The 23,055-nt window shown below is 70.5% G+C and carries 20 protein-coding genes; 7 read left to right on the top strand and 13 right to left on the bottom strand.

Going from position 1 to position 23,055, the window contains the following annotated elements; translation table 11 throughout:
* Nucleotides 1-3 precede the first annotated feature (3 nt).
* Together LZ199_RS11605 and LZ199_RS11600 are read right to left on the bottom strand one after the other, a co-directional pair.
* Nucleotides 4-1,614 (bottom strand): hypothetical protein, encoded by a 1,611-nt coding sequence (locus tag LZ199_RS11605; RefSeq protein ID WP_253993716.1) that lies wholly within the window; start codon nt 1,612-1,614, stop codon nt 4-6.
* A 359-nt stretch (nt 1,615-1,973) separates the two neighbouring features.
* Nucleotides 1,974-2,207 (bottom strand): DUF1579 family protein, encoded by a 234-nt coding sequence (locus LZ199_RS11600; protein WP_253993715.1) that lies wholly within the window; start codon nt 2,205-2,207, stop codon nt 1,974-1,976.
* Between LZ199_RS11600 and LZ199_RS46095 the strand changes: the two genes are divergently transcribed.
* The 4 genes from LZ199_RS46095 to LZ199_RS11585 all read left to right on the top strand — a co-directional run bounded on the left by LZ199_RS46095 (nt 2,206) and on the right by LZ199_RS11585 (nt 6,530).
* Nucleotides 2,206-2,340: a hypothetical protein gene (locus tag LZ199_RS46095; RefSeq protein ID WP_256569004.1), complete on the top strand. Its 135-nt coding sequence runs from the start codon at nt 2,206-2,208 to the stop codon at nt 2,338-2,340. The genes LZ199_RS11600 and LZ199_RS46095 overlap by 2 nt on opposite strands.
* Nucleotides 2,341-2,414: 74 nt before the next feature.
* Nucleotides 2,415-3,491, top strand: a complete 1,077-nt coding sequence (locus LZ199_RS11595) for an ATPase, T2SS/T4P/T4SS family (RefSeq protein WP_253993714.1) — start codon at nt 2,415-2,417, stop codon at nt 3,489-3,491.
* A 182-nt stretch (nt 3,492-3,673) separates the two neighbouring features.
* Nucleotides 3,674-5,482: a hypothetical protein gene (locus LZ199_RS11590; protein ID WP_253993713.1), complete on the top strand. Its 1,809-nt coding sequence runs from the start codon at nt 3,674-3,676 to the stop codon at nt 5,480-5,482.
* A gap of 184 nt (nt 5,483-5,666) precedes the next feature.
* A complete protein-coding gene (locus LZ199_RS11585) occupies nt 5,667-6,530 on the top strand; it encodes a TonB family protein (protein WP_253993712.1) in 864 nt (287 codons plus the stop codon).
* Here LZ199_RS11585 and LZ199_RS11580 read toward each other — a convergent pair.
* Together LZ199_RS11580 and LZ199_RS11575 are read right to left on the bottom strand one after the other, a co-directional pair.
* Nucleotides 6,511-8,088 carry a DUF4153 domain-containing protein gene (locus LZ199_RS11580; RefSeq protein WP_253993711.1) on the bottom strand — a complete coding sequence of 526 codons (1,578 nt, stop codon included), beginning with the start codon at nt 8,086-8,088 and terminating at the stop codon, nt 6,511-6,513. The two genes, LZ199_RS11585 and LZ199_RS11580, sit on opposite strands and share 20 nt — an antisense overlap.
* A gap of 137 nt (nt 8,089-8,225) precedes the next feature.
* A complete protein-coding gene (locus LZ199_RS11575; RefSeq protein ID WP_253993710.1) occupies nt 8,226-8,633 on the bottom strand; it encodes an arsenate reductase/protein-tyrosine-phosphatase family protein in 408 nt (135 codons plus the stop codon).
* Nucleotides 8,634-8,902: 269 nt separating this feature from the next.
* Between LZ199_RS11575 and LZ199_RS11570 the strand changes: the two genes are divergently transcribed.
* Nucleotides 8,903-9,883: a TerC/Alx family metal homeostasis membrane protein gene (locus LZ199_RS11570; RefSeq protein ID WP_253993709.1), complete on the top strand. Its 981-nt coding sequence runs from the start codon at nt 8,903-8,905 to the stop codon at nt 9,881-9,883.
* On the opposite strand, the gene LZ199_RS11565 is transcribed toward LZ199_RS11570, so the two are convergent.
* From LZ199_RS11565 to LZ199_RS11540, 6 genes are all read right to left on the bottom strand, one after another.
* Nucleotides 9,880-10,725 carry a hypothetical protein gene (locus tag LZ199_RS11565; protein WP_253993708.1) on the bottom strand — a complete coding sequence of 282 codons (846 nt, stop codon included), beginning with the start codon at nt 10,723-10,725 and terminating at the stop codon, nt 9,880-9,882. The two genes, LZ199_RS11570 and LZ199_RS11565, sit on opposite strands and share 4 nt — an antisense overlap.
* A gap of 132 nt (nt 10,726-10,857) precedes the next feature.
* The gene (locus LZ199_RS11560) at nt 10,858-13,119 is read right to left on the bottom strand and encodes a sensor histidine kinase (RefSeq protein ID WP_253993707.1); all 2,262 of its coding nucleotides are present in this window, start codon (nt 13,117-13,119) and stop codon (nt 10,858-10,860) included.
* 278 nt (nt 13,120-13,397) lie between these two features.
* Complete coding sequence (locus LZ199_RS11555; protein WP_253993706.1) at nt 13,398-13,883, bottom strand: thermonuclease family protein; 486 nt, start codon at nt 13,881-13,883, stop codon at nt 13,398-13,400.
* The gene (locus LZ199_RS11550; protein ID WP_253993705.1) at nt 13,871-15,757 is read right to left on the bottom strand and encodes a lamin tail domain-containing protein; all 1,887 of its coding nucleotides are present in this window, start codon (nt 15,755-15,757) and stop codon (nt 13,871-13,873) included. The genes LZ199_RS11555 and LZ199_RS11550 overlap by 13 nt, the downstream gene beginning before the upstream one ends.
* Nucleotides 15,758-15,837: 80 nt before the next feature.
* Complete coding sequence (locus LZ199_RS11545) at nt 15,838-17,943, bottom strand: hypothetical protein (protein ID WP_253993704.1); 2,106 nt, start codon at nt 17,941-17,943, stop codon at nt 15,838-15,840.
* A gap of 106 nt (nt 17,944-18,049) precedes the next feature.
* Complete coding sequence (locus LZ199_RS11540; protein WP_253993703.1) at nt 18,050-18,241, bottom strand: hypothetical protein; 192 nt, start codon at nt 18,239-18,241, stop codon at nt 18,050-18,052.
* Between the two features lie 224 nt (nt 18,242-18,465).
* Between LZ199_RS11540 and LZ199_RS11535 the strand changes: the two genes are divergently transcribed.
* Nucleotides 18,466-19,239, top strand: a complete 774-nt coding sequence (locus tag LZ199_RS11535) for an alpha/beta hydrolase (protein WP_253993821.1) — start codon at nt 18,466-18,468, stop codon at nt 19,237-19,239.
* Nucleotides 19,236-19,808: a TIGR02265 family protein gene (locus LZ199_RS11530; protein WP_253993702.1), complete on the top strand. Its 573-nt coding sequence runs from the start codon at nt 19,236-19,238 to the stop codon at nt 19,806-19,808. The genes LZ199_RS11535 and LZ199_RS11530 overlap by 4 nt, the downstream gene beginning before the upstream one ends.
* A gap of 9 nt (nt 19,809-19,817) precedes the next feature.
* On the opposite strand, the gene LZ199_RS11525 is transcribed toward LZ199_RS11530, so the two are convergent.
* From LZ199_RS11525 to LZ199_RS11515, 3 genes are all read right to left on the bottom strand, one after another.
* A complete protein-coding gene (locus LZ199_RS11525) occupies nt 19,818-20,981 on the bottom strand; it encodes an ATP-grasp domain-containing protein (RefSeq protein ID WP_253993701.1) in 1,164 nt (387 codons plus the stop codon).
* A gap of 152 nt (nt 20,982-21,133) precedes the next feature.
* Complete coding sequence (locus LZ199_RS11520) at nt 21,134-22,186, bottom strand: GNAT family N-acetyltransferase (protein WP_253993700.1); 1,053 nt, start codon at nt 22,184-22,186, stop codon at nt 21,134-21,136.
* On the bottom strand, nt 22,179-22,886 hold the full coding sequence (locus tag LZ199_RS11515; protein WP_253993699.1) for a hypothetical protein: 708 nt from the start codon (nt 22,884-22,886) through the stop codon (nt 22,179-22,181). Before LZ199_RS11515 ends, LZ199_RS11520 begins: the two co-directional genes overlap by 8 nt.
* Between the last annotated feature and the right edge of the window lie 169 nt (nt 22,887-23,055).

The raw sequence follows: 23,055 nt of genomic DNA, 5'->3' as shown, positions 1-23,055 counted from the left end.
CCTTCAGCGCGCGTTCACCATCGTCACGAAGAACTCGCGCAGCGCGCGGAACAGCCGCTGCGTCACCCGCTCGTACCAGGCCTGGTCCTCGTCGGACTCGAAGAACTCGTCGTTCCACGAGCCCATGCCGCCAAAGACGTCCGCCACCGAGCAGGCCAACAGCCCGCGCAGCCGCTCCTCCGACGAGGGGAACACCTGGAACAGCGTCACGAGCGAGAAGCGGCGCTCGAACGCATCCCACGCCCGCTCGCTCAACCCCGCGCCCTTCAGCGCCTCGCGCACGGCCGCCAGTCGCGCCGGCGCGGCGTCCCGGAGCTGGAAGCCGGTGTTCTCCAGGACGAAGCGCGCCAGCCCGAAGGCCTCCGCGAAGGGCGACCCCTTGCGCGTGGCGAACTCCTCCGCGTCCTTCAGGCTCGACAACAGCTCCGCCCGCGTGTCCGTCGTCGCGCGCGGCGACAGGAGCGGCGAGCGCGCCACCTTCAGCGCGTTGAACAGATACATCTGGTAGCGCGAGTCATTCGGCACCAGCCGCAGCCGCTCGCGCTCCGGAATCAGTCCCGGGTCCTTCGCCCGCTCCTCCTTCGTGTGGCCCTGCGCCCGCACGCGCTCGCGCAGCGGCTCCGGGACGAGGAGCTCCGCGCCGTGCGCCTTGCAGCACATCTGCAGCTCCTCCATGAGATTGCCGGCGGGAATCCCCTGCACCGCCGCGGGCTCTCCCGTCGCGAGCAGCTCCCGCAGCGACTGGGGCGTGTGGGGCGTCGCGTCCGGCGCGATGAACCGGTTGAGGTTCTCCGCCGCGCGGGCCCAGACCTCCTCCGCGAAGGGCTGCGCCTCCACCAGCGTCACGAAGTTCCGCCCGAAGTCGTCGCCCGACAGGTACACCCGCTCGTCCGACGGCACGAACTCCGCCAGCCGCTCCGGGGGCAACAGGCCGCGCTCGAAGTCGTCCGGGTCCAGCGTCTGGAAGAAGGGACGGAAGTCCTCGGACAACACCATGGCGCCACCGGTGCGCAGCACGGTGGACTGGAGCTCCTTGAGCAGGTCACCCCCGAGCAGGTCGAACAGCGAGGCCCCCTCGCGCGAGCACAGGTAGTCCGCTACCTGTGACGGCGACACGGCGGGACGCTGGTTCAACGTATTGGAGTCGGTGATGACGCGTGAGAGCGCCTCCAGCACGCGCTCCGCGTTCGGCTGCGCCCGGGCGAAGTCCACGAACTGCCGGGGGGTGATGAGCGAGGAGCTGCTGAAGACGACCTCCAGCCGGTAGAGGTTGTTGCCCTGCTTCGTGCGCACGTCCAGCACCAGGGCCTCCGAGTTGACGAAGGCCGCGGCGACATGGTCCGGCAGCTCGCCGGGCCCCAGGCCCCCCAGGTCCATGGCTCGGACACTCACCAGCTCCTCTTCGTCCAGCACCTCGCGCCAGGCCTCCAGCGGCAGCTCGCGCCCCTCCCGCGTGCGCGCGCCCACCGAGTACGTCCCCGGCACCTCCAGGAGCCTCAGCGTCCACCCCGACCCCAGCTCCGTCTCCAGCCGCGTCAGGACGTCGAGCCACTGCTCGCGCTCCACGCGCAGCAACGAGACGGTCAACGCCAGCACCAGGTCATCCAGCTTCATGCACGTCCTCTCACCGGGCCCTGCCCCCGCACGCGTGTCCCTCCGGTCGCGCGCGCCGTCCGCCTGACAGGGTTATCCCACGCGCAACGCCCGACGGGCGCGCCTCTTCCTGCGATTGTCCAGCGACCACGCCGAAGACTCCTCGGCCCGGGCTGTTCCCCTGGGGTCGGCGGGACACACGCCCCGCCTCGAAGGGGTGGCCGGACCTTGTGTGAAGGGCTCGCGCACCCCGCGCGTCCATTTCGTGCGGGCTGACGCGCACGTCCAACGCGGGGTGGCATTGGACCGCGGCGAGGAAGAGCACCTGCGAGTGACGGTGGAGCCCGGGGCGCAGGGCTTCCGTCCGCCGCGCGCGCTGACTACCCCTGGCGACGCCGCGTCAGCCGCGTCTCCACCGCGCGGTCCTCCTGTCCCTCGGGGGAGATGTTGAAGGACTCGAGCACCACGGTGTCCGCGTCCGGCTGGTGAATCACCGTGCGCCAGCCCCACTTCTGCTTCTGCGTGACGCCCTGCTCGTCGCACATGCTCGCCGTGTAGCTGCCGAGCATGGACACGCGTCCGTCGTCCCGGGGCGCGCCCGTGGAGACCATCATGTTCGCGCTCATGTGGAAGCTGTCCACCCAGGCGCCCACCTACCGGGTCAACACTCCGTGCTCCGCGCCCGGGTCGAAGTCCGCCGTGGGCGCGTTCGTCGCATTCCAGTCCTGGCTCATGCCCACTTCGTAGCCCCGAGCCTCATCGTCGTCACCACAAAGCCGTGTGACGCATGCCATCATCGGCGCCCCACGGGAGACCACCGCTTGAGCACACCCGCCACGACCCCCTCCGAGCTGATTGCAGGTCTGCTCGCGCAGTTCGCCGCCGAAGGCATCCCCGTGCCCAGGCCGCCGCCCCTCCCCACCTCGGCCGAGGACGCCGCGGCGGCCCTGTTCTCCATCGCCGCGCAGACGCGCACCCTCGTCTTCTCCGTGTGGGCCGACGAGGACGAGGACGTGCTCACGGCCGGCACCTCGTTCTTCATCGTCCGCGCCGATGCGCCCGACCACCAGGGCCTGCTCGGACAGGACAGGCTGCCGGTGCGTCAGCCCTTCGCGCCCGAGCTGCACCCCTCGCTGAGTCAGGCCATCCACGCCCTGTCCCGACGTGGCCACGACGCCGAGCGCCCCGCGCGTGGCACCGTCGCCCATCCGCCCGACGCCAGCGACCCGGACGTCCTCTTCTGGGTGACGTTCCAGGACGGGCCCGTGGCGCCCAGCGTCACCGCATACGCGAGAGACCGTCAGCTCCGCGCCGCGCAGCCGGACTTCGCGTCGCTGAACCTGGGCGCGAGCGAGGCCGCGTTCCTCACCGAGCGCTTCCTGCGCCTCGACACGCTGTTCCAGGGGCGGCCCGTGGTGTTCTCCGGCGCGCGCGGCACCGGGCGAAGCACATCGCTCCACGCGGCGATGGCGGCGCTGCCGGACTTCACCAACGTCCTCGTCGCGCTGGAGCACCCGCGCGCCGTGGATGTACGGCTCGGCATCGTGCGGGTGGGTGACACCCCGCCGCTCGCGCAGGTGGTCCGTGCGTTCCTGCGTCAGGACCCGGATGTGATTCTGGCGGATGAGCCTCGCGGCGCGAAGGACCTCGAGCTGCTCATCAACTCCGCGCTCACCGGCCACGGCACCGTCTTCGTCCTCGAGGCGGAGAGCCCCGAGGCCTTCCTCGCCAGGCTCCACGAAGCCCTGCCCGAGGTCACCGTCGCGCCCCTCATCGTCCACCATGCGCTGGACGCGGCCACCGGCACGCCGCGCCGCACCCTGTACACCGTCACCCGGGACGACTCGGGACAGGACCACGTGAAGGCGTGGTCACCTCACGCCGTCTCGGAGAACTGAAGCCCCGCGCGTCTTGGCGTGACGCATGCGCGTCTCGTGGGAACGCGGGTCCTTCCTCCTGACGTCGACACCCGTCCGTCTCGGGTCCCTGGTACATCCCTTGCTTCGCGGAGTGTGGCACCGAAGGCACACCTCGCGCGCTCAGTCCCGAGGTGTGCCTGCTCCTCCGAGGTGGCGGCGGCATGATCATCGACTTCGACGGGACGAAATACGACACCGACGTTCCCCGGGAATGGGAAGCGCTCATCAATGCCATCGGCGCCTGCACGGAGGCCTGGAAGCTGGAGCAGGCCATGGGCCCCCTGCGCTTCCAGGTCTTCGGCCAGCCAGCGGCCCAGAAGGTCTTGTCGCTCCTGAAGCAGCGCGACCAGCAACTCCAGACGCCCCGCATCCAATTCCAGCAGGGTATTGTCTTCAACGACAGCCGGCCCCGGTGCACCCGCTGCAAGCAGCGCCCCCTGGAGCCCTCCCAGTATTCGACGGGTCGTGACTGGTTCAGCAACTCCACCTTCGACGCCTTCATCTGCGAGTACTGCGCGAACAACGAGCGGACCCACATCAAGGAGTGCGCCACGACCGGCTGCGGGCGCCTGTATTGGGCCACGACGTCCTTCACCGTCTGCGCCGACTGCTACGTCACGAAGAAGTACAAGGACCTCGCCACGAACCAACCCGTCACGCTGACGACTCAACTGGAGACGCCCCAGTTCCACGTGGGCGTCCAGGCGGAGACGCTGTTCCGCAACTTCATCAAGCGGGAGACCGACCTCGACTCCATCACCGTCAGCAGCAACAACGGCATCGACCTGGTCTTCATCACCCGGACCAACGAGCAGTACGACACCCTCAAGAAGTACATGTCTCCATCATCACCGGTGGTGGTCCTGGACACCCCGCAGCGCACCCTCCGCAAGCGGAAGGAGGTCGTCGTCGAGCGAGGCATCGTCATCCACTACATGGAAGTGAAGGTGAATGACGCGCAGTGCTCGAAGGCCCAGCGCGATGCCCAGGCGTTCGTCGAGGACCGCCTCAAGAACGCGCTCAATGGCCAGTACGGCGTCCCTGCCCAGCAAGGCGCGAAGACCATCGAGCGGGCGATGCGGCAGGGCGCGGACTTCGAGTTCCACCTCATCCGGGTGTCCGTGCCCCGCAACGGCACCTTGGAGTACCAGCAGGGCAACTCCATCACCGCCACGTGCCACCCCTGGGGTGAATCCGGCGGACGCACAAGCCAGCCTTTCGTCATCCTGCAGAACTGCAACAGCATCACCTACATGGACAGCTCCTGGATTGGCGACACGGGGGAGCGCATCGCCCAGGACTTCCTCAAGCAGCTCGGCTTCGACGTCCGGGGCGCGGTGCAGAACAACACGGGCAATGGCGTGGACCTGGCCGCCAGGCTGCGCTGCACGCCGACGAGCCCCCGGTGGGCCTTCTTCGAGGTGAAGGCCAGCACCGTGAAGTTCCAGACGACGCTGGAGGCCCCCGAGGGCGAGCAGTGGATGTTCGTCATGGACCGCTGCAGCAAGGCGCTGCTGGGCATCGACAACTACAAGAGCCTCTACAGCGGCTCGCAGGTCCACGACACCACGTGGACGGTGAACGAGCTGTTCTGGGACTTCCAGAGCGAGGAGGACTGGACGACGCGGGCGCTGTACTTCCAGGTCGCGGTGCGCCTGCCCGACGCGGGGACGACGGACGCGGTGCAGGTGAAGCTCCTGTTCTGGCCGGGTCCTCGCAGTCAGGGCACCAAACCCCTGAAGAAAGACCCCATCCCCACCCCCCTCTTCGTGGGCTACTCGGACACCTCCGGGTCGACGACCTTCAGCATCCCCAAGGTCTCCGTGCAGACGCTCGTCCCGCACCCCTTCGGCGGACGCTATGACAACCAGCACAGCTGCTTCGTCATGAACTGTGACTGCCGTCAGTTCGTCGCCACCTTCGGCAATGCGCTTCAGTGCAAGGACTGCGGTCACCCTCACGGGGCATGAAGTGGAGTGCTGTGGACACGTTCCTCATGGAACGCGCATGAATCCGGCAGGAAATCAGCACCGTCACCCGGCGCTCCGGGGCAGGTCCCCTTCACCCCGACGAAGACAGGCACTACCCCATGTCAGGTGGATGGGGCCTCCCGCTAGACTTGTGGTTCCAAGCGGGAGGGAAGGGGGTCTGGACATGCCGGACGAGAGTCCGAAGGACGGCAACGCCGAGGCGGCGCTTTTCGCCTCCGTCGCCCACGCGCGCTCACGTCGGGCCGCGCACACGACACGCATCTTCTGGGTGGCCCCCCTCGCGGTGGCATTCCATGTGCTCGCGCTCGCGGGCCTGGACGCCGTCTGGCACGGCTCCACCCACGCGCCCCGGCTCGCCACGAAGGACGACGACACGCTCGTCCTGCGCCTGCTCGCAGCGCCTCCGCCGCCACCTCCCGCCCTCGCCACCAGCACGCCGTCCGGGCCGCATCGGGCCTCCGCGCGACGCGCCCGCCCCTCCTCGAAGCCTGGCCCGTCCAGGGCCTTCATTCGGCCCTCCGAGGAGCCTCGGCCGCTCCCGACTCCCGAAGCGCCCGCTCCGACGGAGACCGCCGCTCCAGACTCCACCGTCGAGGCCCGCGCCACGGCCTCTTCAGGCGGCGTCTCCGGGGGCGTGGCGGGAGGAGTCATCGGCGGCGTGGTGAACAGCGTCCTCGCCGCGAGCAGCGCGGGGCTGCTCCCCGTCGCGCAGCCGCCGCCCTCGCTCGAGGAGCGCACCGCCTGGGAAGAGGAGTACTTCGAGGTGATGTTCAGGGACCGCTTCGAGAACGTGCGCTACCCGCACCAGGCCGCCATGGCCGGAATCGAAGGTCGCTTCTCGCTGCGCATCACCGTCGGAGCCCGGGGCCAGTTGCTGGAGCTGTCCGTCGTGGGCTCCTGTCCCCACTACGTCCTGTGCGACGCGGCCCAGGCGGCGGTGCGACAGGCGGCCCCCTTCCCGCCTCCGCCCGCCGCGCTCGGCCCTCGTGTCACGGTGGAGCTGCCCTTCAACTACCACCTGCGCTGACGCGGAACCTGGCCGCCTCCACCGTCCGACACGCCCGCCAGCGCGACAGGTTCCACTCCGGCCAGGACGCGCCCTCGCACGCCTCTCCCAGGTCGATGTGGTCCAGGCCCATGGAGTCCGTGAGCTGCCCCGAGGCGAGCCCCCGCGCCAGCTCCGGCACGGCGTCGGCGGAGAGCGAGTACAGGTAGTCATCATCCACGTGCGGCACCTCCGCCACCCGCGCGATGTTGAGCCGGACGATGAGCGCGTCGGGGTTGATGACATTCACCGCCAGCACCGCGCCCAGCGCCGCGACGAAGGCCCCCACGGCGAAGCGCTCCGGCCGCCACCACAGCGTCACCCCGCGCCACGCGAGCACCCCGCCCAGCGCGAACATGAAGACATGCGTGAAGACGCGCAGCCGCGTGTAGCCGAACGCCTCCTCGTAGAGCGTCATGCGCTTCACCGCCGAGGCGACGATGACCAGCGTCAGCGCCACCATGAGGGATGCCCCCACCTGGAAGACAGTCCTGGCCAGCGGTGACTCGCGACACGTCCACCGCGCCAGCGCCATGACCATCCCCAGCGTCAGCATGGACACGACCATCAGCTCGAAGAAGCCCCGGCGCGCATACGTCGCATACGAGTACCCGGGCGCCGGAGACGACGCGTCCCCGATGAAGAGGTACGCCACCTGGAAGCCCGCGAAGGCGAGGAACAGCGCGTCCACCGCGAGGATGAGCGTCAGCGCCTCGGTGAGCCCCAGCCAGGGCGACGCGGGCGCCACCTCCGCCTCTCCCGCCTCGCGCCCCCTGCGCCGGCGCAGCGCGTGGCCCAGCACGCTCGCGGCCACCGCCGCCGAGAAGGCGACGCCCACCGCCCGGGCCACCCACGCGCCCAGCAGCACGCCCACGTCCACGGCCCACACCCGCTGCATGGCCGACGCGAACGCCGCGTCCGCGGAGGAGAGCAGCAGGGCGAACACCGCCAGCACCGGCAGCGCGAGGAGCAGCCCCCGCGCGAAGGAGAGGATGAGGGGCGCATGCCGCTTCGCGACGCTCAGGTCCACTGAGTCGCGCACCAGCGCGGGCGGATGGAGCATGCCGCGCAGGGCGGTGCCCAGCACCACCCGGGGATAGCCCCACAGCCCCAGCCGCTGCACGCGGCCCGCGCCCCAGAAGTGCGTCACGAGGAGCAGCAGCGTCCCCGCCGTCAGCACGTTCAGCGCCGTGAGCCACGGGCTGTCGCGCACCGCCACGAAGCCCGACACCGCCAGCAGCGGCGCCAGCAGCCACGCATTGGGCCGCGCGCGCTGCCAGCCCTCGCGTCCGCCCAGGCCCACGAGCACCGCCACCTGCGCCAGCACCATCAACGGAAAGGACACGCCCCACGCCGGCCGGTCCAACAGCACCTCCGCCAGCACGCCCAGCGCCAGGGCGGCCCCCAGCGTGCGGCGCGGCGCGCGCGACTGGGGCAGCCAGGGCGTGGCCAGCGGCAGGGACGGCTGCGTGGCCAGCGGCCGGGGCGGCGGCGCGGACGGCGCGGCCATGACGGACGTGGACGGAAAAGTCGAAGACATGACGGCGCACCTCGGACGGACGTCGGCTCGAAACGTCCGCAGGATGCGCCGGGGACCAGGCGCCATGGGGCCGGAGCGGGCGAGCGGTCGGCTCTCCACCCCAGCCGGCTCCCTTGCCCGGCTGACCGGCCGGCGACTCAGCCGGCGCGCATCCAGCCCTCGCGCTCCAGCAGGCCCGCCACGCGCGCGGCCACCTCGTCGCGGATGCGGTGCACCAGCACCTCCGACTTGCCCTTCGGGTCGTCCAGCGGCCAGTCCTCACGCTGGAGCCCCGCGACGTGAGGACACGCCTCGCCACAGCCCAGGGTGATGAGCCAGTGGGCGTCCCGCGCCAGCTCCTCCGTGAGCTGCTGGGGCCGGGCGTCCTTCAAGTCCAGGCCCGCGTCACGCATCGCCTCCAGGACCTCCGGATGCACGCTCTCGCCGGGCTGCGTCCCCGCGGAGATGGCGCGCGCCTTCTCCGGGTCCGCCAGCACGTTGAAGAACGCCGCCGCCATTTGCGAGCGGCCAGCGTTGCGCACGCAGGCGAAGATGACCTTGTTCATCGGTACCACTCCTCCAGTTCCTTCGGCTCGTCGCGCCCCTCCCCACGCGACAGTCATGGGCTTCCCCTCACGGGCCGCCCCGCGCGGACGCTGACACATCCCGTGAAGGGATGCTCGCAAAGAGAGCGAAAAGCCCCCTGCCTGCCCGTATGGGTTGGTCAGCCCACATCCCCCTGCCCGGGGGTGTCTGGCCCACCCCATTGGTGACGCGACGCGTGCGGGAAAAATGTCCCGCCCGCGAGGAGGATGCCTAAGTTCAGCCGACGAACATGCATGCGATTCCCACATGGCTCTGGGGGGTCTTCTGGGTGGCGGTGCTGACGCTGCTCACGGTGGACCTGCTGTCGCACCGGGGGCACCACGGCGAGTCACGCCGGGCCGCCTGGATTTGGAGCGGCGTGTGGATTGCCGCGGGCCTGGGCTTCGGCGGGCTGGTGTGGGCGGTGCTCGGGGGGCACGCGGCCCAGGAGTACGTGGCGGCGTGGCTGATTGAGAAGAGCCTCAGCCTGGACAACGCCTTCGTCTTCCTCGTCATCTTCCAGAGCCTGTCGGTGCCCCTGCGGGCGCAGCACCAGGTGCTCTTCTTCGGCATCTTCGGAGCGCTCGTCTTCCGCGCGCTCTTCATCTTCGTGGGGGCCGCCGCGCTGGAGCGCTGGGGCTGGGTGTCCTACGTCTTCGGCGCCATCCTCCTCATCACCGCGCTGCGCGTGGCGCGCGAGGACCCGGCGAAGCAGAAGGACAACGGGGCGGTGCGCTGGCTGTCCAAGCACCTGCCGGTGACGCAGGAGGTGCATGACAAGAAGTTCATCGTCCGGCGCGCGGACGGCCACCGCGTGGCCACGCCGCTGCTCCTGGCGCTCATGGGCCTGGAGCTGACGGACATCCTCTTCGCGGTGGACTCGGTGCCGGCCGCCTTCTCGGTGACGAAGGACACCTTCATCCTCTACAGCTCCAACGCCTTCGCGATTCTGGGGCTGCGGGCGCTGTACCTGGTGCTGGCCGGCACGCTGGGCCAGCTGCGCTACCTGCACTACGGCCTGGCGGGGGTGCTCGGCTTCGCGGGCCTGAAGATGGTGGTGGAGCCCTGGCTCCACGTCCCGCCCCTGCCGTCGGTGGCCATCATCGCCACCCTGGTGGGCGTCTCCGTCGTCGCGAGCCTCCGGGCCCGGCGTCGGGACGCCCGGGCCCCCCCCGGTCCGGCCGCTTCCGATGGGAAGGGGCCGGAGCCGGAAGCCCCCGCGCGACGCTAGTCCGCGGTTTCCCCGCCCGCGCCGCTCAGCTCGTCGGTGGCGCCGCCGAGCACGAAGCCGTCGAAGGCCGGGTTGGCCATCACCTTGACGCGGTCCTCGTGCTTCTTGAGCAGCGCCAGGTTGGCGGCGGTGGCCTGCTTCGACGCCTCGGACGGGGGCTGGTCTCCCGCGCTGCCCCCGGCTTCGGACAGGGCGCCAATCTGCTCCTGGAGTTCCGCCTGGGTCGCCTCGAGGTCCGCGCGCTCCTCGGCGGACAGCTTGTCGTTCCCCAGCTTCGCCTCCACCGCCTTGAGCTGCTTCTCCATGGCCTCCAGGGCCTTGCCGCTCATCTGCTGCATCGCCTCCGTGCCCTGCGCCACCATCGACGCGTAGACGGTGCCGGTGATGGTCTGGAACTCATTGGGCGACATGCCGTGCTGCTTCAGGCTGGCGATGTACGCGGTGCGCACGTCCGCCATCATCGACATCATGAGGTTGGCGGCCTCCATCGCCGAGCCGAAGGACGGCAGCGCGTCCCCGTTCTTCGTGTCGTACTTCTCCTGGAACGCCGTCGACTTCTCCTCATAGGCCTTGAAGACCGGCAGCGCCGACTCGCGCACGGAGAGGTAGGTCAGCAGGCGCTCTTCCTTCAGCGGCAGCACTTCACCCTCGGCGGGAGCTTCGAAGGGGTGGCTCTTGTTCAGCTTCGTCATCTCCTCCTGATGCACCTGCATCTGCTTGACGGCCTCCAGGCTGTCGCCCGCCTTCTTCGCGAACAACATGCCGCCGACGACCACCGTGGCGATGACGCCGAGGATGATGACGCCACAACCAATACCGAGCCCGATGAGGACCTTCTTCATTCACCCCTCCGAGGGATTTGAGCCTTAAGCCCCCCGTGCTAGCCGGGTGTGCCCCCGGGAGCAAGTGGCCGCTGCCTGCCAGGTCGCTCCAGGACATCTGCGCGAGCCGCTTCGGGGGGCGGGCCCTCGAGGTCACGATTTCATGGGGGGTGGGGAGGAGAGCACGCGGGGCAGCCGCACCATGAAGAGGGTGCCGCCCTGCTCCGACGAGCGCACGCGCAGTCGGCCGCCGTGTGCGTCCACGATGTGCTTGACGATGAAGAGGCCCAGGCCCAGGCCGCCCCGTCCGTCCTTCGCCTCCGGGCGCTCGGCGCGCTTCATGGGCTCGAACAGACGAGGGAGCAGCTCCGAGGGGATGGGCGCCCCCGCGTTGTGGACGCAGAGCATCACCGCGCCGCGCGCGCCATGCGTGCGCACCAGCACCGGGCAGTCGATGGGGCTGTAGCTCAGGGCGTTGTTCACCAGGTTGGTGATGATCTGGGCCAGCCGGTCCGGGTCCCACAGGCCCGCGCCGTCCCCGCTGGACGCCAGCTCCAGGATGCGCTCGGGGTGGGCCAGCCGCACCTCGTCCAGCACCTGCCGCGTCAGCTCGTGCAGGTCCAGCGTCCGGGGCTGCATGGGGATGCCACCGCCCAGCCGCGCCTGGGTGAAGTCCAGCACGTCGCGCAGCATGCGCGTGGCGCGCTCGGCGCTGGAGAGGATGCGGTCGATGACCTTGCGCTGCCGCTCATCCAGGTTGTCCCGCCGCAGCAGCGTGGCGGACGCCATGGTGATGGCGGAGAGGGGGTTGCGCAAATCATGCCCGACGATGCCGATGAGCAGCTGCTCGAACTCCGCGCGGCGCCGGGCCTCCTCCTCGGCGACCCGCCGCTCGGTGACGTCATGCATGGCGCCCACCATGCGCAGGGCCCGGCCCTCGTCGTCACGGACCACCTGCCCCCGGTCCTCGATGATGGCCCACGAGCCGTCCCCCCGTCGGAACCGGTACTCGTCACGCCAGTGGTCCAGGCCCTCGTCGATGACCTGTTGCATCTTCCCGGCAACGCGCCCCCGGTCCTCTGGATGGATGGACCGGGTCCACCAGTCGATGCCCATCTCCAGCCCCTCCGGGCTCAGGAGGAACTGCCGCGCGGCCAGCTCGCTCCACTGGATGTCGCCGGTGGCCAGGTCCCAGTCGTAGATGACGTCCCGCGTGGCCAGCGTGGCCAGCCGGTAGCGCGTCTCCGACTGGCGGAGCACCTCCTCGGCACTGCGGCGCTCGGTGATGTCCAGGGACACGCCCGACACGCCCACCACGCGCCCGTCCGGGCCCAGCTCCGGGGAGACGTAGGCCATGAACCAGGAGCCCCCCATCTCCAGCTCCAGGGAGAAGGTCTCTCCCTCCTGCGCGCGGCGCGCGGCGTCCAGCAGCTGCGGTCGGCCCTCGTACACGTCGGAGGTGTTGCGGCCCACCACCTCACTCGTGCGCACGCCCATGGCGCGCAGGCCCTCGCCCTCGAAGAGGGTGATGTTGCCCTCCGGGTCCGTGGCCCACAGCACCACGGGCAGCTCGGTGATGACCCGGCGCAGGCGCTCGCGGGCCTGGTCCCGTTCGCGCTGGGCGCGCCGCGTCTCCGTGACATCCGTGGAGATGCCGCACACGGCATCCACGCGCCCTCCAGCGTCGGGCAGCGGGAACTTGAGCGCCTGGTAGATGTGCAAGCCATCCGTCCACTGCACGTACTCGTCGTACTCCAGGGGCTGTCCCGTCTCGAGGACCCGGCGGTCAGCGGCGGTGAACTCGTCCGCCACCGCCGGAGGGAACAGCTCGCGGTCCGTGTGGCCCACCACGTCGGCGCGACTCATGTCCGCGGTGCGCTCGAAGGCGCGGTTGACGAAGAGATACCGGCCCGCTTTGTCCTTCGCGTAGATGACGGCCGGCGCGTGCTCCAGGATGTCGTGCAGCTTCGCCTCCGTGGCACGAAGGGTCCGCGCATGCGCCTCCGTGTGCCGGGCCACCGCGTCCGCGATGCTCGCGTCGATGGCGCGGTTGAGCGCGCGCAACCCCTCGAAGTCCGGCGCCCACCCCTCCTCCTCCAACACCTCGACGAGCACATCCCGGAGCAGGCCGTACTCACGGACCACCGCGGCGATGTCCGCCCCCGCCCGGTTGTGCTCGGTACCAAGCCCCTGTGGAGGGAACTGGACCTCCTCCTCGGCCGAGACACCGAACAGCCGCAGCAGACCCACCACGGAGTCCACCCACTCCAGCGAGCCCGTCGCCTGCGTCTGGAGCCGCAGCAGCCCCTGTCCGTGCCGCGTCCCCGTCCGCTCCTCCCAACGCCGGGCGATCTCCTCCCGGCGGGAGGTCAGCAGTTCCGTCAGGGGACCGATGGGCGCGGGACAGGGATTCATGCGAGCGCCCTCCCCACCCGGGCACGGTGGACGTCCTCGTCCTCGGGAGCGCGCGGCCATGCCGGACAGGTCCCAGTCGGACAGCGCACGCCCGCTCGGGTGCGCGCTTCCGCTGGCCCGCCCTTCGCCGGCCGCTGTTGGGAGCGGACCGGTCTGGATGATTGGCGCGTAGGCATGGCCGTCAGGAATGGAATAGGACGCCCGGGGCGTCCGGGCTCCCCACCTTCCAGGGCCGCCTGGGCGGCGCCTCGCCCGGGAAGCGTGCTCGGAGTGCCTCATCATGAACAGGGCACCGGAGAGCAGGCGCCCCACAGGCCTCGCCGCGCCCGTCGCGCCTGGAACTCCAGCGCCTCGAGCTCCGCGCGCCGCGAGCTCCCGGCGGGTGGAACATGGAGCACGCAGGCAAAGCCCCGCTCCACCAGCAGCGCGCTCACGTCATGGCCATCGACGGTGACGTAGGCGAGCCGTCGACCGAAGCGGTCCTCGCACGCCTCCGCGTCCACGAGCGTCACCTGCCTGCCCTCCACGAGACTCCGGTTGAAGGCCAGGGCCTCCCGCCCGAAGCAGTCGTGACGTCCCGCCGTGCTCTCCGGAGTGTCCGCGAGCACGTAGCGGATGCGCTCCCCGCCTTCGAGCATCACGGTGTCGCCGTCGATGACCTCCACCACGCGGCCCGTGTGCGGTCCACACCCCGGCCCGGCGTCATGGCCACAGGAGGCCCCGAGCAGCCCCATCAGGACGAACGCGAGCCTCAGGGCGCGCATGCGCGGTTCTCCAGTCCCGGCGTGCCCCTGTCTCCCAGGCCATAACGCGCTGAAACGGGCGCGAGGCAGAAGCTGCCTGGCGCGTCGTTGCGCTGAGGGTCGCTGCTCGTGGGACTCACCTGCCAGGACACGCCCGACGTCGCGGCGCTCGTCCAGGTGATGGTGTCCAACATCCGGCTGCCCAGCGCGAGGCGGAGCGAGTGATTGCCCGCGACGTTGGACAGGTTGAAGGAGAACGTGGCGAGCACCGAGGGGAGCCCGCCGTTGAGCGCCGTCTCCGTGCTGCGCGCGAGCACCCCTCGGGCCCCGGCCTTCAAGGACAGACACAGCGTCGCGTCGAGCACCGTGTTCGCTCCGCCCTCGTTCATCAGCGTGACGCCGTTGAGGTCCACCTCGCGCGCCGCGAGGACCTCCACCCACTCCCCCACGCTGTCCGCCACGGCGCTCGGGTCCGCCATGAACTCGGTGAGCACGAGCGAGCCCACCTCCGGTAACCGGATTGGACGCGGGATGCCTGTCACCCGGTCGATGCATGTGGGCACCGGGTTCCCCGCGTCGCGGGCGCCACCGTCCGGAACACCCGCGTCTCGAAGACCACCATCCAGTCCCCCAGCATCCTGTCCGCCGTCACGGGCTCCTCCATCCGGAGAGCCAGCGTCGGTGCCACCCTCACGCCCGGCATCCGGAGCGCCTCCACCCGCGTCACGTCCTCCGTCGGGAGCGCCACCCTCCGGACCGCCACCGCCGCCAGCCGCGCAGTCACGGTTCGCACGCCCCGGCGTCCCCAGGTTGCCGCGCGAGCCATAGGCCTCCGAGGCCCGGCACCACGCCTCCGCCGAGTCATTGCCAGACGCGTTCGTCTTCCCCACGGACACCTGGGTCGCCACGCCGTCCTCCGCAGGGCCATAGGCGACAGCGTCCACGAGCACGTCACCGGACCGCACCTGCACGACACCGCCCGTGTTGCGCAGGTCCACATTGAACGTGGCCACGGGCATGGGCAGCCCACCGTTGAGCACGGCCTCCGAGCGCCGGGCGAGCACCGCGTACCCTCCCGCCGGGAGCGACAGACAGTTCGCCCCCTGCACCTTCGTGCCCGTGGTGTCGGTGCCCAGCGTCAGTCCATTGAGGTCCACGGGGACGGTGGCCAGGACCTCCACCCACTCGCCCACCGTGTCGTCCCCGAGCGGATTCACCATCAACTCCGTGATGACCAGCTCACCTGCGCGAGGCCGCTTCACGTCCCGAGGAACCTGCGAGCCCACGGGGACACAGGTCTCCCCTTTCCCGTTCTGCTCGGACGCGCCTTCCGTCGGCGCGCAGGGCGCATTCGCCGCGCCTGGGCTTCCCAGCGGCGCCCCCGCCTCCCCGGAGGCCGTGCCGTCACACCACCGCGCCGGGTCATCGTTGCCGGCGGAGTCCGGGACGAGCCGCCCGTCATAGCCACGGGCGGCGCCGCTCTTCACGGGCGCGGTGAGGGGCACTTCGTCAATCACCCGCTCGCCACACCGCACGCCCAGCCGTCCCGACGTGTTGCCCAGCGCGCCCAGCGCCTCGCCATAGGACAGGTCCACATGCGCGGGCACGGGCCCTTCGCGAACATCCCCCAGCACCAGGTAGTCCCCGGGCGACATCGACAGCGGCTCCGCGAAGAAGAACCCCTTCTCCTGCGAGCCGTCCGAGCGCGACGCGTAGAGCGTCATCGACTCCAGGCTCACCGGCACCTTGAGGGGATTGTGAAGCTCCACGTACTCCCGCCCGGTGTCGGTCCCCTCGGGGTCATTCAGGTACTCGGTGATGACCAGGTCCCCCGGCAACGCGTTTGCGCACGCGTCCTCCGCCCCATCCTCCAGCGGCACTCCACAAGCGACCATCCCCAACCAACACATCCACCCCAGCCTCCATCCCCAACCCCTCACGTCGATGCCTCCCTCTCGATTCACCGCGCTCCACGTCAAAAGCGTGTCTCGACTTCCAGTTGGAACAGGTGTCGCGGCGCGTCCGGCGGAGTCTTCGCCGCACGCGCGTCCTTCAAGTCCACCACCCAGACATACCGGCCCCGCACCGTCGTCGCGGGCAGGAGCGTCCAGCCCAGGTCCACCGTGGTGCGGACCTCCTGTCGAAGCCGGGTGCGCTCGGCGAGGTCTTCGTCCTTCCACTGGAGTCGGGCACCCAGTCGCAACGACTCCACGGGACGCAGCTTCAGCTCCACGGATGCCCGTCCGTCATCGCGGGCCCTCGGGCTCCCAGGCTCGACGACCCGCGCGTAACCGGACTGCGCCGCCACGGAGACGGACTCCGAGAGCTCCGAGCGGACCCGCGCGGTGACGCCCCAGCGGCTCCCTCGGGAGCACGCGGGCACCTCCTCCAGCTCCGCGCTGTCTTCCGTGTCGGAGCATGCGAGGGCCTGTCCCAGCCCCGCCTCACGTGCTTCGAGTTGCAGCGCGGGGCGCAGCCATGGCCAGGCCAGCCAGTCCACTCGAGCGGAGGCGCGGAGCTGCGTCAGTCCCGCCGTGCCCTTCACCGCGCTGTCGGCGGGCAGCGTCCAGCCATCCACCTGCGCGCGAAACCGCCAGCGCTCCACGTTCCGATACAGGTAGCGCAGCCGCGCGCCCAGCTCGTTGCGAACCCGCTGACCTTCGAGCAGGTCCGGTCCCGAGGTGGCACCGCTGTAGGGATTGGCGAACCCGCGTCCGTAGTAGCGCAGCGCCAGCTCCAACTCCTGTCCCGTGCCGGAGAGCACCGTGCGCTGAAGGGCCGCCCAGCTCCCGCCACCGCCGGGCGCCGAGTCAAAGCTTCGCGAGCCCTCGAAGAAGAGGTCCACCGCGCCCAGCCCCCAGGCGGCGTCGAGCCCCACCGCGCCGAATCCGCCGCCCGTCGGATAGCGAGCGCCAGGCTTGAAGTCGAGCGTGGCGCCCTCCACCGGCCACACGGGCCTCGCGGCCCAACCCGTCACACCGAGTCGCGCTCGCGGCGACAGGGTGAGCGTCGCGTTGCCACCACCGGCCCACTCGCGGAAGACACCGGGCAACGTGCGCGCACGGAGCGGCTCCAGCCGAGCGCGCGACAGAGGCACGAGCACCTCTGGCGCCTCGCAGCCGGACGCGCCCGTTCGTGACGACCCGCACGTCGCCCGGTCCAGGACAGCGGACCGCTGGAGTGAACGGCTCTGGTAGGAGCCGAAGCCCGTGAGTGACAGCTCCAGGCCAGGGCTCACCGCACCGAGCACGGTGCCCGCCACGCCACGGAACCCCTCGTCCCAGCGGAAGTCGGGGGTGACGTCCGCCTCGCGCTCGGCCTCTGAACACGAGGCGCTCGCCAGCAGGCACTCCCGCTCCAGGGTGCCGGGAGGGCTCACGCCATCGTCCGGGAGGAAGCCCTCCGGTGAAGGAAGCGCCGTTGTGTCCAGCGTCAGGCGTTGTCCGAAGCCGAGCCGATAGGTGCCCACGAGCACGGAGGCCCGGGCGCCCGTCCATTGCGCGTGGAACTTGGGCAACAACAGCGCAGAGCCGGGCGCATCCACCACGAGCGCTCGCGTGCGAGTGTCTCGTCGAAGCGCTCCCAACCTCCGACGGGCCCACGTCGCGAGCACGCCGACGCGAAGCCCCGCGAGCCCGCCGGCCCGGACCTGCAACGCCACCGGAGGAAGCACCGAATCCGATAGAGCGAAGGCCGTCAGCAGCCGCGCATCCCCCGACAGCGTCCCTGGAGCACGGCTCACCAGGAAGGGCGCGAGTCGACGCCGCTCCTCATTCGTGAGGACTCCGGGCCTGACACTCCGGCGCGCCTCCAACCGGGCATCGACCTCCGCATACGTCAGCCCAGGCAGTGCATAGAGCGCGGCCCGCGTCGCCTGCTCGGGCTCCACGCCCGTGCGCCGCAGCGACACCAGCGCGGCCCATGTCTCCGCGGAGAGCGTCCCGTCCTCCAGCAGCGCGAGCAGCTCCAGCTCACCGTCGACGTCGGGCTCCACCTCGTACGGCGCGGCCCACACCGGCCACGCGCCGAGGAGCCAGCAACCCAACCACCCATGGAGCCACCACACGAGGAACCGAGGCACGCGGCGCCGGCTCTGCACGCCAGAGACCACCGTTCCCTACAGGCACACCCCACCCCAACGCCGTCCGCGCCCCGGACCCGCCGTCCACGGGCCAGACGCAACCGCGTCACACCTGGACGAAGGGCGGGGCCGCCAGCAACAGCTCCTCCGTGACGGACCTCGCCGCCACCGCGCGAGCCTGGGCGGCGGCATACCTCAAGCGCGCCTCCTCGCTTCCGTCCAGGGCGGCCCGCGCGCGACGCACGTCGGCCTCGGTCGACATCAACAGCGCGGAGAGGTGCAGTCGGTTCAGTTCCATCGAGGGGGACTCCGGAGGGGGCGGCCCGCTGCATCGTCAGTATGGCAGCAGCCACCGACACCCTCCTGTTTCCCGCCAGGGCGTGCCTCCCCCGGAGCCAGCCTGCCCGCTCGCTCCCGGGACGGACGACCCGCCCCCATTCCCACCGGGTGTGGGCTCCAGAACCACCGGCGGCCAGGAGCGGAGAAATGGGGGGACATCCATGTATGCTGCACTCCGCATCCATGGGCCACGTCCACATCGTCCGAGACCTTCCCTCCCCCCAGGAGGGCTTCTCCCGCACCGTGCGCATCTACACGCCGGATGCCTATGACTCGATGCCCTGGCATCGCTTCCCCGTGCTCTACATGCACGACGGGCAGAACGTCTTCGCGCATCCCGAGTCCGCCCTCTTCGACACCTGGTGCGCCAACCTCGCGCTGGAGCAGGGCGTGGACGAAGGCCACCTGGAGCCGTGGATCATCGTCGCGGTGGACTCCGGCACCGGGCGCCTCCAGGAGTACTCGCCCTGGGACGACTCCAGCGGCAAGGTGAAGGCGCGCGGCGAGGCCTACGGCCGCTTCCTGGTGGAGCACCTCAAGCCGCTGGTGGACCAGAGCTACCGCACGCGCGAAGGCGCCGAGTGGACCGGGGCCATGGGCTCCTCCCTGGGCGGCCTCATCTCGCTGTACCTGGGCTGCCGCTACCCGGAGGTCTTCGGCCGCATCGGCGCCCTGTCCCCCACCGTCATGTGGAGCGACGGCCGCCTCTTCTCCGAGTGGGGCACCCACCCCCGCCGCTGGACGCGCATCTACCTGGACGCCGGCGCCCAGGAGTTCATCCACGCGGATGGCCTCCCGCTCAACTACGGCGAGGCCACGCGCGCCTTCTACGAGCACCTCAAGGGCCTGGGCTACGCCGACCACGAGGTGTCGCTCGTGCTGGAGCCCGGGGGCGAGCACCACGAGAAGGACTGGCAGCGCAGACTTCCCACCGCGATGCGCTGGCTGCTGACGTGACAGCCGGAAAGCACGTCCCGCTCGAACACCGGTTGGTCTACGTCCAGGTCGTGGAAGGCCTCATCCAGCACGGCCTCCAGAACCGCATCTCCCTCCGCCTCAAGACGCGGCTGCGTCAGGTCGGCCTCGACGTGGACCGACCCCTGCTGCCCGCCTACTCCGTGCTCATGTGGCAGCAGTGCCTGCGCGTCATCGCCGAGGAGACCTGGCCTGGCATGTCCCTGGAGGAGTCCTTCCGCCACCTGGCCGCCGCGCACGTGGAGGGCTACGGCCGCACCCTCATCGGGCGCGCCGTGTATGGCGTCATGCGGCTCCTGGGCCCGCGCCGGCTGGTGCAGCGGATGCCCCAGACGTTGCGCGGCACGGACAACTACACGGAGGTGGAGCTCGTCGAGAAGGGCCCCACCACATACGAGATGCGGATGAACTCCGTGCTCGACTGCCCCGGCTACTCGGAGTCGCTCTTCGAGCACATGATTCGCGTGGGCGGCGGCGAGTCCCCCCAGGTGAGGACGCTGTCCGTGGAGGACGGCCACACCACGTACCTGCTCACCTGGACGGAGCGCTGACGGCGGCGCTCAGACCGTGGCCTGGATGAGGCGCACCGCGTCCCGCATCCCATCCTGGTCCGTGTGGCGGGTGAGGTACATCTCCTCGCCCAGGAGGCTGTGGTAGATGGGCGGCAGCTCGCGGTGGAGGATGAACGCGGCCCCGAGCTTCTTCACGACCTCCTCGTGCGTTTGTTTGTAGCGACGGCCGTGACGGCGCGCGCTGTGACAGATGTGGTAGCGCGGCGTGTAGCGGAAGTCCGCCACCGGGTCCCCTGTCACCACCCTCGCCCAGAGCCGGTACACGTCGATGTCGCACGTGTAGTTCATCATGTCCGTCATGAAGCCGCCGGGCGGCCGCAGGTTGGCCTCCAGCACGACGAAGCGGCCATCCGGCAGCCGGAAGAACTCCAGGTGGAACCAGCGCTCGCGCAGCCCGAAGGCGGCCACCACCTGTCGTCCGAGCACGTCCAGCGCGGGGGGAATCTCCAGGTGGCTCCAGAAGGAGATGTCCCGCCGCTCCACCACCGTCTCCATGCCTCCGTCGCTGTACTCGTGGCTGAGGGTGAAGACGATGACGCCGTGCCGGTCGACGATGCCGTCGTAGGTGACGATGGTGCCGCGCACGAAGGGCTGCGCGACATACGTGGTGGGCAGCGGGTGGGCCAGGGCGGCGTCCACGTCCGCGGCGCTGGAGACCTTGAAGGTGTTGGCGGCGCCCACGCCCACGTCGGGCTTGAGCACCAGCGGGTAGCCCACGCGGCTGGCGAACTCCTTCACCTGCGCGGCGTCGCGCACGCGGATGAGGTCCGGGTGGGGCACGCCCGCCTGCTGGAACACCTGCGCCATGCCCGACTTGGAGCGCATGCGGTGGATGTCCGCCGGCTGGAGGCCGGGGACATGGAAGTCCTCGCGCAGCCGGGCCTCCACCTCCAGCCAGGACTCGTTGAGCGAGTCGATGCGCTCCAGCCGGCCATGGCGCCACGTGAGGTAGCCGGCCGCGCGCGTCAGGGAGTCTTCGTCATGCAGGCTGGGGACGAAGTAGTACTCGCGCAGGTTGTCGCGCAGCTCGGGGCGCAGCGACTCGTAGGCGGCGTCGCCGATGCCCAGCACGGTGACGCCCCGCTCGCGCAGCGCGGTGACGAAGTGGAAGAAGTGGGACGGGAAGTGCGGAGAGATGAAGACGAAGTTCATGGCTCCTCGGGGCGACAGTCCCGGTACCCATGGACCATAGCGCGATGCGCGCCCGCGCCCAGTTCCTTGTCGCTGGCCCCCTGCCCTCCCGAGGAGGCGCCCGCCGGGCCCCAGCCCGGACCCGGGGGCGGTCCTCCCAGCGAGGGAGGCCCTCAGCGCAGGTGCGTGAAGACACGCGGGGAAGCGGGCCACTCCACGTCCGGAGACGGCAGCATGCACACCACCCGGGTACCTCCCGCCCAGGGCACCCACCCCTCCCCGAGCATCAGCCGACCAGACACACACGGCCCCCGGAGCATCGCCGCGCAGTTCGCGCCCTGCCCCACCATGTCCCGCATGGCCACGCGCAAGAGGCGCTTCTGCTCCGCGCGAGGCACCGAGTCGTGGAAGGCGAGCAGGTCCACCAGGGCGATGGTCAGCGGCCCCCGGGCATTCATCTGGAGCGTGTAGTAGTTGACCAATCCCCGCACCTCGCCGTCCCGCTCCAGGACGAGGGTGTGGGGCACGTCCCGGTACTGGAGTTGATGCGCGAGCCGCTCGGGCGTGTAGCCGTACCCCAGGCTCACCGGCTCCGTCATCCGCTCCACCAGCGCCATGCACGCAGGCAGGTCCTCCGGACGATAGGGCCGGATGCCCGCCTCCGTGTCCACGGTCGGAGCGCTCCCGCGCAGCCACGGCCGCGCGAGCGTGAAGAGCGCGCGCTCGGCCGCCGTCGTGGACCAGCGCGCCACCGCCGCCGCGTCGAAGACCCGAAGCCACAGGCCCAACGCGCCGAAGGTCCGCGTGCCGGGGGTCTTCTTCCAGAAGCGCTCTCCCGCGCTGCCATCCGCCAGACAGCCCAGCATCAGCGCGGACCCGCGCTCGCGCTGACGCGAGGACATCGTCTCCGCCAGCTTCCGCCCCACGCCCCGCCCGTGGAACGCGGGGTCCACGCTGAACCAGCTCCCGTACGTGCCCTCCAGGGCGCGGCTCCCCAGTCGCAGGCGGATGGGCTCCGCGAACAGGACTCCCGCCAGCTTCCCGCCGGAGTACGCGGCCAGGCGGTACTCCCGCGTCGCGAGCCTGTTGCCGAAGAGAATCCAGTCCAGCAGGCGAGGCTGGAAGTCCGTCAGCGGCCCCTGCGCTCCGTAGTACTGGCCCCAGATGCGGTTGACGAACAGGGACGCCTCCACCGCATCCCCCTCGTAGGTCCGCACCTCAACCATGCAGGCGCTCCGGCGGAGCGGGGACGCTGGCCACCTGCGCAGGATGCTGACCGAACAGGTGCGTGTAGAGCGCGCGGGTGGAGGGCGTCAGCGCCTCCCACTCGGGAAGGTGGATGCGCTCGGCTTCCACGAGGACCTTGGAGTAGAGCGCCTCGTAGACGCGCTTCACCTTGCCCGGGGCGATGGCATCCACGTCGAAGGCGGGCACCAGGCCCACCAGCTTGAAGCCCTGGTTCTCCGCGTTGCGCTGCGCGCGCGCCGTCTTCAGCGTGGAGTAGTAGAGCACCACCTCCGCGCCGATGTTGCGGCCCACCACCTCCAGCGCCGCGGTGCCCAGGAAGCCGAGGCCCAGTCCGCGCCGCGAGGGCTCCAGGACGCCCAGGGCCGCGGAGAGCTGCAGCCCGCGCACGTTCCGCTCCATCGTCAGCAGGCCGATGATGTCCCCGCTCGCGCGGTCACGCACGAGGATGCCGTACAGCGAGCGGTCCGGAGACCCGCCTCGCAGGAAGAACTCGCGCTCGTAGAACGAGGGCTCCAGGTGACGGCTCTCCGTGCCGACCCGGATGTCCGGGTACCAGCTCTCCAGCAGGGCCGTCAGCCGGGGGAGGTCCTCCCGCGCGAGCTGCTCCGCGGAGCAACCCTCCGGTGTTTCAATCCCTGACAACATCTCCTCGAGACTCCGCCAGCGCATCAGGTCCATGCGCGCCACGGTAGGGTGCGCGGAAGCAGCGCAAAGGGCCCGCACGGCTGAAACAGTGCGGGTCTGTTCCTGATGAAGCAGCGGTGGCTCGAAACCGTGGCGTGCTCCACAGGCGGCGCGTCGCGGAGTGGGCAACGGCCGACGAGGCCGCCTTCGTCACTCGGAGCGC

The organism is Myxococcus qinghaiensis (assembly GCF_024198215.1).
Lineage (GTDB): Bacteria > Myxococcota > Myxococcia > Myxococcales > Myxococcaceae > Myxococcus > Myxococcus qinghaiensis.
Note: the sequence above shows the minus strand (reverse complement) of the source record. Positions and strands in the feature narration are given on the sequence as shown.

What these genes read in the sequence shown, in the direction of transcription:
- LZ199_RS11540 (WP_253993703.1), bottom strand. Translation starts at nt 18,241, where the DNA reads ATGGAACTGAACCGACTGCACCTCTCCGCGCTGTTGATGTCGACCGAG.
- LZ199_RS11520 (WP_253993700.1), bottom strand. Translation starts at nt 22,186, where the DNA reads ATGGTTGAGGTGCGGACCTACGAGGGGGATGCGGTGGAGGCGTCCCTG.
- LZ199_RS11585 (WP_253993712.1), top strand. Translation starts at nt 5,667, where the DNA reads ATGCCGGACGAGAGTCCGAAGGACGGCAACGCCGAGGCGGCGCTTTTC.
- LZ199_RS11525 (WP_253993701.1), bottom strand. Translation starts at nt 20,981, where the DNA reads ATGAACTTCGTCTTCATCTCTCCGCACTTCCCGTCCCACTTCTTCCAC.
- LZ199_RS11570 (WP_253993709.1), top strand. Translation starts at nt 8,903, where the DNA reads ATGCATGCGATTCCCACATGGCTCTGGGGGGTCTTCTGGGTGGCGGTG.
- LZ199_RS11535 (WP_253993821.1), top strand. Translation starts at nt 18,466, where the DNA reads ATGGGCCACGTCCACATCGTCCGAGACCTTCCCTCCCCCCAGGAGGGC.
- LZ199_RS11580 (WP_253993711.1), bottom strand. Translation starts at nt 8,088, where the DNA reads ATGTCTTCGACTTTTCCGTCCACGTCCGTCATGGCCGCGCCGTCCGCG.
- LZ199_RS11600 (WP_253993715.1), bottom strand. Translation starts at nt 2,207, where the DNA reads ATGATGGTCTCCACGGGCGCGCCCCGGGACGACGGACGCGTGTCCATG.
- LZ199_RS46095 (WP_256569004.1), top strand. Translation starts at nt 2,206, where the DNA reads ATGTTCGCGCTCATGTGGAAGCTGTCCACCCAGGCGCCCACCTACCGG.
- LZ199_RS11605 (WP_253993716.1), bottom strand. Translation starts at nt 1,614, where the DNA reads ATGAAGCTGGATGACCTGGTGCTGGCGTTGACCGTCTCGTTGCTGCGC.
- LZ199_RS11565 (WP_253993708.1), bottom strand. Translation starts at nt 10,725, where the DNA reads ATGAAGAAGGTCCTCATCGGGCTCGGTATTGGTTGTGGCGTCATCATC.
- LZ199_RS11555 (WP_253993706.1), bottom strand. Translation starts at nt 13,883, where the DNA reads ATGCGCGCCCTGAGGCTCGCGTTCGTCCTGATGGGGCTGCTCGGGGCC.
- LZ199_RS11575 (WP_253993710.1), bottom strand. Translation starts at nt 8,633, where the DNA reads ATGAACAAGGTCATCTTCGCCTGCGTGCGCAACGCTGGCCGCTCGCAA.
- LZ199_RS11550 (WP_253993705.1), bottom strand. Translation starts at nt 15,757, where the DNA reads ATGGTCGCTTGTGGAGTGCCGCTGGAGGATGGGGCGGAGGACGCGTGC.
- LZ199_RS11560 (WP_253993707.1), bottom strand. Translation starts at nt 13,119, where the DNA reads ATGAATCCCTGTCCCGCGCCCATCGGTCCCCTGACGGAACTGCTGACC.
- LZ199_RS11515 (WP_253993699.1), bottom strand. Translation starts at nt 22,886, where the DNA reads ATGGACCTGATGCGCTGGCGGAGTCTCGAGGAGATGTTGTCAGGGATT.
- LZ199_RS11590 (WP_253993713.1), top strand. Translation starts at nt 3,674, where the DNA reads ATGATCATCGACTTCGACGGGACGAAATACGACACCGACGTTCCCCGG.